11 protein-coding genes and 1 pseudogene are annotated in these 13,241 nt (G+C 60.7%); 6 read left to right on the top strand and 6 right to left on the bottom strand.

What is annotated here, in order from left to right:
• Positions 1-35: 35 nt before the first annotated feature.
• Entirely contained in the window at positions 36-1,574 is a 1,539-nt protein-coding gene (gene glpK / locus BUE38_RS02770) for a glycerol kinase GlpK (protein ID WP_073433474.1), read from the top strand.
• 29 nt (positions 1,575-1,603) lie between these two features.
• Positions 1,604-3,316: a glycerol-3-phosphate dehydrogenase/oxidase gene (locus BUE38_RS02765; RefSeq protein WP_084541673.1), complete on the top strand. Its 1,713-nt coding sequence runs from the start codon at positions 1,604-1,606 to the stop codon at positions 3,314-3,316.
• A gap of 36 nt (positions 3,317-3,352) precedes the next feature.
• On the opposite strand, the gene BUE38_RS02760 is transcribed toward BUE38_RS02765, so the two are convergent.
• Positions 3,353-4,732, bottom strand: a complete 1,380-nt coding sequence (locus tag BUE38_RS02760) for a class II fumarate hydratase (protein ID WP_073433473.1) — start codon at positions 4,730-4,732, stop codon at positions 3,353-3,355.
• 361 nt (positions 4,733-5,093) lie between these two features.
• Here BUE38_RS02760 and BUE38_RS02755 point away from each other — a divergent pair, with 361 nt between their 5' ends.
• A complete protein-coding gene (locus BUE38_RS02755) occupies positions 5,094-5,474 on the top strand; it encodes a phasin family protein (RefSeq protein WP_073433472.1) in 381 nt (126 codons plus the stop codon).
• 254 nt (positions 5,475-5,728) lie between these two features.
• Positions 5,729-6,316, top strand: coding sequence for a hypothetical protein (locus BUE38_RS02750; RefSeq protein ID WP_234986741.1), 588 nt, complete (start codon positions 5,729-5,731; stop codon positions 6,314-6,316).
• 81 nt (positions 6,317-6,397) lie between these two features.
• Here the strand turns inward: BUE38_RS02750 and hda are convergent, their stop codons facing one another.
• Both hda and BUE38_RS02740 read right to left on the bottom strand, forming a co-directional pair.
• Positions 6,398-7,099, bottom strand: a complete 702-nt coding sequence (gene hda / locus BUE38_RS02745; RefSeq protein ID WP_073433471.1) for a DnaA regulatory inactivator Hda — start codon at positions 7,097-7,099, stop codon at positions 6,398-6,400.
• Positions 7,096-8,196, bottom strand: a complete 1,101-nt coding sequence (locus tag BUE38_RS02740; protein ID WP_073433470.1) for an AI-2E family transporter — start codon at positions 8,194-8,196, stop codon at positions 7,096-7,098. Before BUE38_RS02740 ends, hda begins: the two co-directional genes overlap by 4 nt.
• Positions 8,197-8,356: 160 nt before the next feature.
• Here BUE38_RS02740 and purM point away from each other — a divergent pair, with 160 nt between their 5' ends.
• Positions 8,357-9,427, top strand: coding sequence for a phosphoribosylformylglycinamidine cyclo-ligase (purM, locus tag BUE38_RS02735; protein WP_073433469.1), 1,071 nt, complete (start codon positions 8,357-8,359; stop codon positions 9,425-9,427).
• A complete protein-coding gene (gene purN, locus BUE38_RS02730; protein WP_073433468.1) occupies positions 9,424-10,143 on the top strand; it encodes a phosphoribosylglycinamide formyltransferase in 720 nt (239 codons plus the stop codon). Before purM ends, purN begins: the two co-directional genes overlap by 4 nt.
• Before the next feature lie 197 nt (positions 10,144-10,340).
• On the opposite strand, the gene dcd is transcribed toward purN, so the two are convergent.
• The 3 genes and pseudogenes from dcd to BUE38_RS02715 form a co-directional block, all read right to left on the bottom strand.
• Positions 10,341-10,907, bottom strand: coding sequence for a dCTP deaminase (gene dcd / locus BUE38_RS02725; protein WP_073433467.1), 567 nt, complete (start codon positions 10,905-10,907; stop codon positions 10,341-10,343).
• Between the two features lie 93 nt (positions 10,908-11,000).
• Positions 11,001-11,813 (bottom strand): annotated as a pseudogene (apbC, locus tag BUE38_RS02720) (iron-sulfur cluster carrier protein ApbC); the annotation flags it as partial.
• A 212-nt stretch (positions 11,814-12,025) separates the two neighbouring features.
• Entirely contained in the window at positions 12,026-13,162 is a 1,137-nt protein-coding gene (locus BUE38_RS02715) for a coiled-coil domain-containing protein (protein WP_073433465.1), read from the bottom strand.
• Between the last annotated feature and the right edge of the window lie 79 nt (positions 13,163-13,241).

The raw sequence follows: 13,241 nt of genomic DNA, 5'->3' as shown, positions 1-13,241 counted from the left end.
ATCCCAACAATTAGATCCACTCAGGAGCCGCCACCATGGAAGCCCGGAACACGCCAACTGACCACTCCACCACCAGTTCCACCGCCAACTACATCCTCGCCCTGGATCAGGGCACGACCAGTTGTCGTGCCATCCTCTTCGATCGTGACGCCCGCATCGTCGGTATCGCCCAGAAGGAGTTCCAGCAGCACTACCCGAAGCCCGGTCGTGTCGAGCATGACGCCATGGAAATCTGGGGCAGCCAGATGGGCGTTACCCGCGAGGTACTGGAAACCCAGGGCGTGAAGCCTTCGCAAGTGGCCGCCATCGGCATCACCAACCAGCGCGAGACCACGGTGGTCTGGGACAAGGAAACCGGCAAGCCCATCCACCATGCCATCGTCTGGCAGGACCGCAGAACGGCTCCCCTATGCGACGCCCTCAAGGAGCAGGGGCTCGAGCAACATATCCGCGATACCACCGGTCTGGTGGTGGATGCCTACTTCTCGGGCACCAAGATTCGCTGGATCCTCGACAACGTGGAGGGAGCCCAGCAACGCGCCGAACGCGGTGAGCTACTGTTCGGCACCATGGACTCCTGGCTGGTATGGAACCTGACCCGAGGCGAACGCCATGTCACCGATGTGACCAATGCCTCGCGCACCATGCTTTTCGATATTCATACTCTGCAATGGGATGACCGCCTGCTGGAAGCACTGAATATTCCCCGTGCGATGTTGCCCGAGGTACGCCCCTCCAGCGAGATCTATGGCAACACGGATGGCGAGATGTTCGGTGGCGCCAGAATGCCGATCGCCGGTATCGCCGGCGATCAGCAGGCGGCATTGTTCGGGCAGGCGTGTTTCGAAAAGGGCATGGTCAAGAACACCTACGGTACCGGCTGCTTCCTGCTGATGAATACCGGCGAAGAGCCAGTACCCTCGCGTTCAGGACTGTTGACCACCATCGCCTGGGGAGTCGGCGGCAAGGTGACCTATGCGCTGGAAGGCTCGATCTTCATCGCCGGTGCCGCGGTACAGTGGCTGCGCGATGAACTGAAGATGATCGACTCCGCCGAGGACTCAGAGTACTACGCCGGCAAGGTCGAGGATTCCGGTGGCGTCTATGTGGTTCCGGCCTTCGCCGGGCTCGGCGCGCCCTATTGGGACATGTATGCCCGTGGCGCCATCTTCGGCCTGACCCGTGGATCGAGCAAGGAACACATCACCCGGGCCACCCTCGATGCCCTGGCCTATCAGACCCGCGACATCATCGATGCCATGCAGGCGGACTCCGGCATCACCCTGAAGTCGCTGAGGGTCGACGGCGGCGCGGTCGCCAACAACGTCATGATGCAATTCCAGTCCGATATGCTGGGTGTCGATGTCGAGCGTCCGAAGCTGACCGAAACCACAGCGCTGGGCGCGGCCTACCTCGCCGGTATCGCCGTAGGAATGTGGACTCAGGACGAGGTCGCACACAAGGGTGAGATCGAGCGCACCTTCACGCCGACCATGTCCCCCGCAGACCGTGAGCAGCGCTACAAGGGCTGGAAGAAGGCCGTGGAACGCACCATGGGCTGGGAACGCGATTAACCAACAGGCGCCACCGGGGAGCCAAGCCAATGCAACTGCGCAACAGCAATCTACAACGCCTGTCGGATGATACCTTCGACGTCTTGATCGTCGGTGGCGGCATCAACGGCGCCTCGGCGGCTGCGGCCCTGGCCGGCAAGGGCGTCAAGGTGGCGCTGATCGATCGAGGCGACTTCGCAAGCGCCACCAGCCAGCAGTCCTCGAACCTGGTCTGGGGCGGTATCAAGTACATGGAGAGCCATGACTTCGCGCTGGTACGCAAGCTATGCCGGAGTCGCAACCACCTGATCGAGAGCTTCCCCTCCTCGGTTCAGGAAATTCGCTTTCTTACCACCATCGGCAAGGGTTTTCGTTTCCACCCTCGCACGCTCTGGGCGGGCACCTGGCTGTATTGGCTGATGGGCAATGGCTTCACTCGCATTCCGCGCTTTCTCAAACCGCGGGACATCCGTCACGAAGAGTCGATCATCAACACCGATGAGGCGCTGGGTGGTTTCGAGTACTCCGATGCCTACCTGCACGACAACGATGCACGCTTCGTATTCAGCTTCATCCGCAATGCGCTGGACGCAGGCGCCTGTGCCGCCAACTATGTGGAGTCCGTCGGCGCCAGACGCGAGGACGGACTCTGGCATTGCCGAGTCCGTGATGTAACAGACCAGTCCAGCTTTGAAGTACGAGCTCGTGTGGTCATCAACGCAGCCGGTCCCTGGGTCGACCGGCATAACCAGCTGACCGGCCAGAGCACCGATCATCACCATGCTTTTTCCAAGGGCATTCACCTGATCGTGCCACGGCTGACCGAACAGCGTCGCGTACTGGCCTTCTTCGCCGACGATGGTCGCCTGTTCTTCGTGATTCCCATGGGGCCTCGCACCTGCATCGGCACCACCGACACTCGCGAGGAGCGCCCCGAAGTCGAGATCACCGATGGCGACATCAACTTCGTGCTCGACAACATCAACAAGCGTCTGCGCCTGGAAGCCCCTCTCACCCGTGATGACATCATTTCCACACGCTGTGGCGTACGTCCTCTGGCAGTCAGATCCGACCAGAACGGCGGACGTGACTTCCTGCAGATGTCGCGCAAGCATGCCGTTGATATCAACGCCGAAGACGCACACATCAGCATCTTCGGTGGCAAACTCACCGACTGCCTGAATGTCGGCGAGGAGGTCGTCGAGGAGGTGCGTCAACTGGGCATCGAAATTCCCGACCCGGAGGCACGCTGGTATGGGGAGCCCGGCGCCGAGCGGCGTCAGGCCTTTATCGAGCGTGCGGGTCAGATCGGGCTGGACGAACGGACGCCGACAACCTCCAGCGAGTCTCTCAGCGTACGACTGTGGCGACGCTATGGCGAGGAAGCCTTCAGCATGCTCGAGCGCATCAACGAGGATCCCCGTCAGGCGGAATTGCTGATCGAGGGCACCGAGTACCTGCGTTGCGAGCTGGAGCATGCTCGCAGTCGCGAGATGGTCACTCGGCTGGAAGACTTCCTGCGCCGCCGCTCGAAGATTTCGCTGGTGGTCAGCGAGGCTGAGATCCAGCAGTCGCCGGGCCTGCGTGAAGCCTGCGAAATCCTGTTCGGCGATGAGGCACAACAACGTCTCGAGGAATATTTCGCGCCGGCGCAGAGCCACCTCGTCAGGCAAGGCATCACCGACGATGAGCATCCATGCATCGAGGCCGGAGACCAGACCGATGACAGCGACTCCCTGTCGCTCTCCAGCCCTCAGACCTGAGCAGCTCGATCCCACCTCGGCGGGATCGAAGCCGACTCAGCTCGGAATGCCGCCCCGGGTCAGCGCAGCCGGGTCCAACAGACGTTCCAGTTCCTCGCGTGCCAGGTCGGTTTCTTCCTCAGCCACGTCGATGATAGGCCGACCAGCCTTGTAGGCCTTCTTGGCAATGGCCGCCGCCGCGTTGTAGCCGATCACCGAGTTCAACGCCGTGACCAGGATAGGATTTCGGGCCAGAGGCTCACGCAGTTGATCCTCACGTACCTTGAAGGTAGCAATGGCCCGGTCCGCCAGCAGCCGAGCAGTGTTGCTCATCAACTGAATGGAAGTCAGCAGGTTATTGGCGACCAACGGCAACATCACGTTGAGCTGGAAGTTGCCGCTCTGCCCTGCAACCGTCACCGCACTATCCAGACCGATGACCTGGGCCGCCGCCTGGGCAGCAGACTCGGGAATCACCGGATTGACCTTGCCCGGCATGATCGAGCTGCCCGGCTGCAACGCTTCCAGTTCGATCTCGCCCAGCCCTGCCAATGGCCCCGAGTTCATCCAGCGCAGATCATTGGCGATCTTCATCACTACGCACGCCAGGCCTCGTAGCTGCCCGGACAACTCAACGGCCGCATCCTGGGATGCCAGGCTGGCAAAGAAGCTGTCATTGGGCGTCAGGCTCAGTCCGGTCTGAGCGGCCAGTTCCACCGCGATGCGCTCGGCAAACTCAGCGTGGGCATTGATACCGGTACCCACCGCGGTACCGCCCTGGGCCAGGCGACACAGGCGAACCAGTGCACTGTCGAAGCGCTCGATGGCCTGCCCCACCTGACTCGACCAGCCACGCAGCTCCTGGCCCATGCTCAGCGGCATGGCATCCATCAGATGGGTGCGACCGGTCTTGATCACCTGATCCAGTTCCGCTGCACGGGCATCGATGGTCTCACGCAGATGCACCAGCGCTGGTCGCAAAGTGGCATTCACCTCTATAGCCGCCGACAGGTGCAGCGCGGAGGGAATCACATCATTGCTGGACTGCCCCATGTTGACGTGATCGTTGGGGCCAACCTGCAGTGAATCAGTGGATGCCAGATGAGCGATTACCTCGTTGACGTTCATGTTGCTCGAGGTTCCGGAACCTGTCTGGAAGACGTCAATGGGAAACTGCTCGTCATGCTGCCCGGCAATGATGGCGTCGGCAGCCGTGACGATGGCGGCGGCACGGGCATCGTCCAGCAGCCCCAGTTGCTGATTGACGGTGGCCGCTGCACGCTTGATTCGTGCAATGGCGTGGATGAAGGCCGACGGCATGGGCTGACCGGAGACCGGGAAGTTATTGATGGCACGCTGAGTCTGGGCACCATAGAGGGCATCCACCGGCACCTCGAGTTCACCCATGCTGTCGCGTTCAATTCGTGTTTGAGTCATGCACTGCTCCTGAAACAAGGGTCGCGCCACGGTCCGTTGGACACAATGGCGCCCCACTACGTCACTTTCAAGCGTCATCTCAATGTCATCACCCCGGCCTACCCTGCCAACAGCACTGAAGCCCTGAGTTCAGGTGCGGACGCTGCATGCTGTGCTCGGGCAGGCAACCTGCGCCCTCCTGCAACCGGCCATCGGAAATTCATATTGCAGTGCACAAAACCCTTTGCTATTGTGCACTGCAACAGGAAGGGATATTTGCTTGATGACCACTTCCTGCAACAGATTTCTTGAAGAAACGAAAGGCATCGACCCAAACGGTCAACGCCTTGACCTAACCTCCATCATCCCAGGAGATTCAACGATGCGCACTTTTGACACCAAGGCTTTCTTCGACGCCAGCCAGTTTGAAGATATGTTCTTCGCTCCGGCTCGCGCCTACACTTCCCTGACTGTCGACTTCACCGAAAAGCTGGCTCACGCTCAGCTGGACGCCGTCAAGTCCTACACCGACACTGGCCTGGCTCAGGTCCGCGCTTTCACTGCGGTGAAGGATGCTGAAGGCCTGCGCAGCTACATGGAAGGCCAGCAGAAGGTCGCCAAGGAGCTGACCGAGCGCCTGAAGGGTGATGCCGAGAAGGTCGTCGCTCTGCAGCAGGACTTCGTGTCCGAGAGCCAGAAGTTGACCGAATCAAACGTCAAGAAGGCCACCGACACTGCGACCAAGGCAGCCAACGCCAAGTAAGTTGTCGGTAGACTTCTCGATGTCGGCCTGACAAGACAGGTTCACATCAAGACATGGCCCCCGGTCACTGGACCGGGGGCCATTTTGCGTTAGGCTATCAGAACGTCGTGCATTTCAAGGACGGTGCTGCGCAAGGTCACCAACCCACGCCATCGCCGGAACGATGACCGCACCGCCCCGGCGGGAGTTCAGCATGCTGCAACTCGTGCTGACCCACAGGGCACCACGCCATTTCATCCAGGAGGGATCTTGATATGACAACTACCCAGCGCCGCTGGCCGCTGGCCACGATGGCCGCCATCGTTACCCTGAGCCTCGTTGGCTGTGGAACGATCGCCCCCACCGGCACGACTCGCCAGCCCGAAGTGATTGATATCGAGGATGGCACCGGCCCAACCGAGCCACCGCCCGAGACCCAGGAGCCACCGAAGGACGAAGGCCGCGTAGCGCGTGAAGTCGTCTTCAATCCCGAAGAGTATGCCCAGTTGCCGACCACCGGCACGGCAGCCGTCAGCGGGCGCCTGAGCATGGATATCGGGGGCGGCACCGTGATTGGCGCCAACGAAGGCGTTTCCGTGGCACCGATCACCACCTACTCCGCCGAGGCCGCCGCTCAGGCGCTGGCAGGTCGAGCCGTGGAACGCGCCGACCCTCGTGCCCGTGAATACACCCACGCCACCCGCACCGATGCCAACGGCTACTTCCAACTGACAGATCTACCGCCAGGCGACTTCTACGTCTCCGGCACTGTCGTCGACCCCACCACCGGACAGCGGCAGATCATCATCAAGGAAACCACGCTGCGCAACGGTCATCGTACGGAAGTGGATCTGCATCGCTGATGCGCGAGATTCCCTCGACCGTCAAGCAAGAGGCCGCCAGATTGGCGGCCTCTTGCTTGCACATGTCACTCGGATTGGCGACTACCAGCCCAATGCCTTCTTGACGAAGGGAATGGTCAGTTTGCGCTGAGCAGATAATGACTCACTGTCGAGCGTCTCCAGGCACCTCAACAACTCACCGAACTGACGGGAGCCGCGATGCAGAATATAACGCGCCACCTCGTCAGGAAGCTGCATGCCGCGGAGTTTCGCCCGCAACTGCAGGGCACGCATACAATCTTCATCTCCCGGCAGCGCCAGGTGAAAGGTCACCCCCCAGGTCAAGCGCGAGGCCAGATCCGGTAGCGTCACCTCCAGTTGGCGCGGTGGTCGATCCGCGCAGATCACCAGACGCCTGCCGCTGTCACGCAAGCGGTTGAAGGCATGAAACAGTCCCTCCTCCCAACGCTTGCGACCAATCACCCGCTCGAGGTCGTCGATAGCCACCAGATCAAGGCGTTCAACATCTTCCAGCATCAAGGGCGGGAAATGCCCCAGCTCCTCCAACGGCAGATAGAGCGTACGCAGATCCCGTGCCGAGGCCTCGTGACAGGCAGCCTGCAACAAATGACTGCGTCCTGACCCGGGCGGCCCCCACAGATACAGGAAAGGCTCGCCGTCCTCCTCGAACTGTCGCTTGAGATGATCGACAAGAGTGGCATTGGCGCCCGGGTAGAAGTTGCTGAAAGTGGAATCATCACGCAGCCCGACCCCAAGGGGTAACTGCGCGGGCGCTCGACTCATGTATTCTCCTCGTCGGATGCTGACTCAGAGGGTCGATCGGCGACCTTCTGTCCAGCATCATAAAGAGTGGAGTTTTTATAATTCTCGTGCAGATAACGCAAGACTACCATCACCATCGCGGCAACCGGCAGCGCCAGCAGAACCCCGGTGAAGCCAAACAGCTGGCCCCCCGCCAGCACAGCGAAAATGACCGCGACCGGGTGCAGCCCAATCTTGTCACCGAGCAGCTTGGGTTGCAGGACCACGCTCTCGGCCAATTGACCGAAGCCAAAGACCAGGGCCACGCCGAGCAACATCAACCAGTCATGGAACTGGAAAAAGGTCACCAGGCCAGCCACCGTAATACCCACGATCACCCCGAGGTAAGGCACGATACTGGCGAGACCGGAGAGCAGCCCGATCAACAGACCAAAGCGCACTCCCAACAAGGTCAAGCCAATGGCATAGATGATACCCAGACACAGCATCACGATCAGTTGGCCACGCAGAAAGGAGGACAATACCTCATCGCATTCACTCGCCAGTCGCACAGCTGCCGGCTCCCACTGACGCGGCAGTGACTGGCGAATCTTGCCGACCAGTACATCCCAATCGAGCAACAGATAGAAAGTCACCACCGGTATCAGTGCCAGGTTGGCCAGCCAGCCGACCAGTGCCAAACCGGAACGCGACACTTGAGCCAACAGGGTCGCGGCAATGGTACTGGTTTCCTTCCAGTTCTCGACCACCGCCTTGCGCAGCTCATCGAAGTCTGTGCTCAGATCAAGTCCCGTCAACGACTGCACTTCAGGCAACACGGCCGTCTGGATCCAGTTGAGTATCGCCGGGAAGGCCTCGACCAGTTGCCCGGCCTGACGCCCCAACACCGGTACGACCAGCACCAGGGTCAAGATGATCGCAAGGCTCAACAGCACAAACACCACCGTCACCGCCAGCCGCCGTGACAGGCCGCGATCCTCGAGCCGATCAGCCAGCGGGTCTCCCAGATAGGCCAGCACCATGCTGACGAAGAACGGTGCCAGTACAGGCTCTATACTGACGAAGAACCACAATGCGACTGCAACAACCGCTGCAACGATCCACCACTGCCTACGCATTTCTCTCTCCTTGCGAAACTGCGACCTGGCGATGCGGGCCGGTCAACGTAGTGCTACAATTCGGCCCCCGAATCCACCTATTGTCTCACGCTCGCCCAGCGACGCACTAACAGAAACACTGCTCAAAACGGCGCGCGCAACCCTATCCACAGGATCTGTCATGAGCGACTCATCCCGCCCCGAACGGGCATCCCTCAGCTACAAGGACGCTGGTGTCGATATTGACGCCGGCAATGCCTTGGTCGATCGCATCAAGGGCGTCGCCAAGCGCACCTCTCGTCCCGAGGTCATGGGTGGGCTGGGCGGCTTCGGCGCGCTCTGCCAGTTGCCCAGCGGCTACCGCGAACCCGTGCTGGTCACCGGCACTGATGGCGTTGGTACCAAACTGCGTCTGGCCATGGACCTCGGTCGTCATGACACCATCGGTATCGATCTGGTGGCGATGTGCGTCAACGACCTGATCGTTGCCGGTGCCGAGCCCCTGCTGTTCCTCGACTACTATGCCACCGGCAAGCTCGATGTCGATATCGCCGCGGATGTGGTTACCGGCATCGGTGCTGGCTGCGAGCAGGCCGGTTGTGCTCTGGTTGGTGGCGAGACCGCCGAGATGCCCGGCATGTATGAGGGCAGTGACTATGACCTCGCCGGGTTCTGTGTCGGTGTCGTCGAAAAGGATGAAATCCTCGACGGCAGCCAGGTCGGCGAAGGTGATGTGCTTCTGGGCCTGGCCTCTTCCGGCCCACATTCCAACGGCTATTCGCTGATTCGCAAGATTCTCGAAGTCGCCGATGCCAACCTGGAGCGCGAGATCGACGGCCAGAGTCTCGCCGACGCGTTGATGGCACCGACCCGTATCTACGTCAAGCCGTTGCTCGAACTGCTGCGTCACGACGACTATCGGATCCACGCGCTGTCGCACATCACCGGCGGCGGGCTGCTGGAAAACCTGCCGCGGGTACTGCCAGAGCATCTCACTGCACATATCGATACCGACAGCTGGCAACGCCCCGCCGTGTTCGACTGGCTGCAGGAACAGGGCAACGTCGAGGATCGCGAGATGTATCGGGTCCTCAACTGCGGCATCGGTATGGTCATGGTGGTCCCCGCCGACAAGGCCGATCAGATGCGTGCCCACCTGCAGGGCCAGGGCGAGAGCGTGTTCCGTATCGGTCAGATCGTGGCGCGCCAGGGTGATGAGGAGCAGGTTCGACTGGAGATGTCGGCAGCATGAGTGACGACACCCTGAATGGCTTCACCCCCGAGGACTCTCGCATACCACGTGTCGTGGTGCTGATTTCCGGCGGCGGCACTAACCTGCAGGCACTCATCGACGCCCAACAGCATGACGAGTTGGGCGGCGAGATCGTGGCGGTGATTTCCAATGTCGCCGATGCCTACGGCCTCAAGCGAGCACGCGATGCGGGTATCGATGCTGTCGCGCTCCCCCACCACGAGTACGAGTCTCGGGAAGCCTTCGACTCGGCTCTGATCAAGGTGGTTGAGCGCCATGAACCCGACCTGGTGGTACTGGCCGGCTTCATGCGCATTCTGACACCGCGTTTCGTGCAGCGCTTCCTCGGGCGCATGATCAATATCCATCCATCGCTGCTGCCGGCCTACCAGGGGTTGCATACCCATCGCCGCGCCCTGCAGGACGGCGTCAGTGACCACGGCTGCAGCGTTCACTTCGTCACCGAGGAACTGGACGGGGGACCGGTGCTGGTTCAAGCCGCCGTCCAGGTAACGCCGGACGACGATGAGGAAAGCCTCAAGGCCCGCGTGCTGACTCGCGAGCACCTGATCTTCCCGATCGCCGTGCGCTGGTTCCTTGAAGGCCGCCTGCGCCTCCAGGGCAACCAGGCGACCATCGACGGGCACCCGCTCCCCTTCGGAGGTATGCGGCTTTCCCATGAGGACGCCGCCGAAGAGTTGGATGAGGAAGAATGACTATAAGCTATAAGCTATAAGCTATAAGCTATAAGCTATAAGCTATAAGCTATAAGCTATAAGCAGCCAGCTTGTCATTCTGAAGCCATGATACGAGAACACCCCGCCAGCAGTACTGGCGGGGTGTTCTTCCTACAGCTTCTGACTTACAGCTTACAGCTCGTCGCCAGACGTCTCGACGCCCAGGTCCTCGGCGTTTACGTCCTCGGCAGCGTTACACCACGCTGGCCCATGTACTTGCCTCCGCGGTCCTTGTAGGAAATATCACAGACCTCGTCGGATTCCAGGAACAGCATCTGCGCCACACCCTCGTTGGCATAGATCTTCGCCGGCAGGTTGGTGGTATTGGAGAACTCCAGAGTCACGTGCCCTTCCCACTCGGGTTCCAGCGGTGTGACGTTGACGATGATTCCGCAGCGCGCATAGGTGGACTTGCCCAGACAGATGGTCAGGACGCTACGCGGAATACGGAAGTACTCCACCGTACGTGCCAGGGCGAAGGAATTCGGCGGAATCACGCAGACGTCGCCCTTGACGTCGACGAAGCTCTTCTCATCAAAGGCCTTGGGGTCAACGACAGCCGAATGAATATTGGTGAAGACCTTGAATTCATCGGCACAGCGCACGTCATACCCGTAGCTGGAGGTCCCGTAGGAGATGACCCGCCGATCGTTGACGTAGCGAACCTGATCAGCCTCGAACGGCTCGATCATGCCCTCGTTCTCGGCCATACGGCGAATCCAGTGGTCAGACTTGATGCTCATGGGACTTCCTGCTGGGTGATTCGGAAACGGGGCAACATGATACCCACCCCGGCGGTTCTCGTCACGATTGCTCGGCCTTCTGCATGCTGCAGCTCAATCGCTGAAGCTGATGGAGGGCCCAGCGTCTCCGCTGTCAGCCTCGATCCGCGCCGCCACCTGACGGGCCATCTCCCGGAAGGTCGTGGCGACCTCGCCGTCGGGCTCGGCAACGACACTGGGCCGCCCACCATCCACCTGCTGACGTATATCCAGTGACAGTGGTAACCGCCCGATCACGCTGGTCTGATACTCCGTGGCAATACGCTCACCGCCGCCCTCACCGAAGACCGGCTCGGTATGGCCACACTGCGAGCAGGTGTGCAGGCTCATGTTCTCCACGACGCCGAGTACCGGCACCTTGACCTTGCGGAACATCTCGATGCCCTTGCGCGCATCCAGCAGAGCAATGTCCTGGGGTGTGGTCACGATCACCGCCCCGGATACCGGCACCTTCTGGGCCAGAGTCAACTGGATATCCCCGGTACCCGGCGGCATGTCGATGAATAGATAGTCAACATCCTGCCAGGCTGTCTGATTGAGCATCTGCTGGAAGGCACCGGCGACCATCGGGCCACGCCATACCATCGGCTCGCGGACATCGACCATGAATGCCATCGACATGGCCTGAATACCGTGAGCCTCCAGTGGCTGAAAGCGGTTCTCACCGATCGCCTTCGGTCGTGTCCCCTCCGCAACGCCCAGCATCTGCGCCTGACTGGGGCCATGGATATCAGCATCCAGAACACCGACACGATAACCCTCCGCGGCCATGGCCAGCGCCAGGTTGACGGTAACCGTGGACTTCCCGACACCTCCCTTTCCGGAGGCAACGGCGACAATATGCTTCACCCCTTCGATCACGACTGGCTCCTGTTGTCGGGATGGGCACGATAACTACCGTGCCATCTTCACTTCATCCCCGCAGTATACGCCCCCGTCCTGGCTGAGGCGATGCCGTAACCGACGGCGCGTTCACGAAAAACGGCGAGCCCTGGGGCTCGCCGCCGACGGATCGAGACAGTCCGAAATACTCGATCCGAAATACCATGCTGGACAGAAGGCGCCTCACCTGCGGACGCTTACTCTCCGCTGTCAGACGGTTTGCCGGAAGTGGCTTGCCCGTCGTCGCTCTCGCCGGACTCAACGCTCTCTCGAGCGGGCTTATCCGTTGCCGCTGAGTCTTCACCTTCACTATCGGTTCCTCGGCCCTGGTCGGTCAGCGCTGAAGGCACTTCAGGAACCGACTCGGCCAGCTCAGTCAGAGACGTACGCCAGGCTGCAAGCTGCTGATTGAGCTGCTGGAGGCGGCCCTGCCGAACCTGAATGCTCTGGTTCAGCTCAGCCACCATGGCCTCCCGTTGGTCACGTGTTTCCGCCGCCTGCTCAGCATCCGCTCTGGCCTGTTCGAGTTGTTGTTCAGCGGCACTTCGCTGGCTCTCGATCTCTGCGAGCGTCTTTTCCAGCTCGGCCTGCGCCTGCTGTTGCTGCTCCTCAGCCTGCTGTCGCTGAGCCTCAAGAGTGGCGACCTGCTCTTCCAGCCCGCCAATGGTACTGCGACGCTCCTCGATACCAGTCGCCAGTTCCTCAACGCGAACCTCAGCCTCTGCAATATTGCTCTCGAGTGTCCCCATCTCATCGGCAAGGGCATCGCGATCATTTGCCAGGGCTTCTCGCTCCTCCGCCACCTGCTCGAGGCTGTTGCGTGCCTTCACGAGTTCGGCTTCAACACTGGCCCTCGTCGCCTCGAGTTGCTGAAGCTCAGCTTCGACGAGAGCCGCATTTTCCTCTGCCGCGGCCCGCTCGGCACGCGATGCTTCCATACCTGCCTTCAGAGCCTCCGCGTCTGCCCTCAATTGCTCGAGAGTCGTGCTGGACTCACGCCAGTCGGCCAGCTCCTGCTCCAGACCGGCAACCTGCTCCTCCAGTGCAACCATCCCGCTCTGACGATCCTCGAGTTGCGCCCTCAGATCGTCCACAGCACTGCCATTTGAACTCGCGGTGACCTGCGCAATAACAGCCCATATGAAACAGACTGCGGCGATAGCAGCCAGCCCCTTGACCCGATTATCCCGGAATAACCCAACCAGTGACGCCGACGGCTGCCCGCCGGCCCCTTCCCGCGGAGTATCCTCCTGTCGAGGTTTCTCCTGTGGCGTGTTCTGTGGTTTATCCTCAGGGCTATCCTGTGAATTGTCCTGCGTATCGTTACTACCCATAGGGATCTCCCGTTTTGTGTTAACTCATCAACAGCGTTATTTCAGTACAGAATCCTCCTCTGGCGATGACATTGCATGG

The sequence above is a fragment of the Halomonas cupida genome (assembly GCF_900142755.1).
Classification (GTDB): Bacteria; Pseudomonadota; Gammaproteobacteria; order Pseudomonadales; family Halomonadaceae; genus Halomonas; species Halomonas cupida.
Note: the sequence above shows the minus strand (reverse complement) of the source record. Positions and strands in the feature narration are given on the sequence as shown.

Excerpts from the sequence above, each read along its gene's own strand:
- BUE38_RS02760 (WP_073433473.1), bottom strand. The coding sequence starts at position 4,732 with ATGACTCAAACACGAATTGAACGCGACAGCATGGGTGAACTCGAGGTG.
- hda (WP_073433471.1), bottom strand. The coding sequence starts at position 7,099 with ATGAGTCGAGCGCCCGCGCAGTTACCCCTTGGGGTCGGGCTGCGTGAT.
- purN (WP_073433468.1), top strand. The coding sequence starts at position 9,424 with ATGAGTGACGACACCCTGAATGGCTTCACCCCCGAGGACTCTCGCATA.
- BUE38_RS02755 (WP_073433472.1), top strand. The coding sequence starts at position 5,094 with ATGCGCACTTTTGACACCAAGGCTTTCTTCGACGCCAGCCAGTTTGAA.
- BUE38_RS02740 (WP_073433470.1), bottom strand. The coding sequence starts at position 8,196 with ATGCGTAGGCAGTGGTGGATCGTTGCAGCGGTTGTTGCAGTCGCATTG.
- dcd (WP_073433467.1), bottom strand. The coding sequence starts at position 10,907 with ATGAGCATCAAGTCTGACCACTGGATTCGCCGTATGGCCGAGAACGAG.
- BUE38_RS02715 (WP_073433465.1), bottom strand. The coding sequence starts at position 13,162 with ATGGGTAGTAACGATACGCAGGACAATTCACAGGATAGCCCTGAGGAT.
- purM (WP_073433469.1), top strand. The coding sequence starts at position 8,357 with ATGAGCGACTCATCCCGCCCCGAACGGGCATCCCTCAGCTACAAGGAC.
- BUE38_RS02765 (WP_084541673.1), top strand. The coding sequence starts at position 1,604 with ATGCAACTGCGCAACAGCAATCTACAACGCCTGTCGGATGATACCTTC.
- BUE38_RS02750 (WP_234986741.1), top strand. The coding sequence starts at position 5,729 with ATGACAACTACCCAGCGCCGCTGGCCGCTGGCCACGATGGCCGCCATC.
- glpK (WP_073433474.1), top strand. The coding sequence starts at position 36 with ATGGAAGCCCGGAACACGCCAACTGACCACTCCACCACCAGTTCCACC.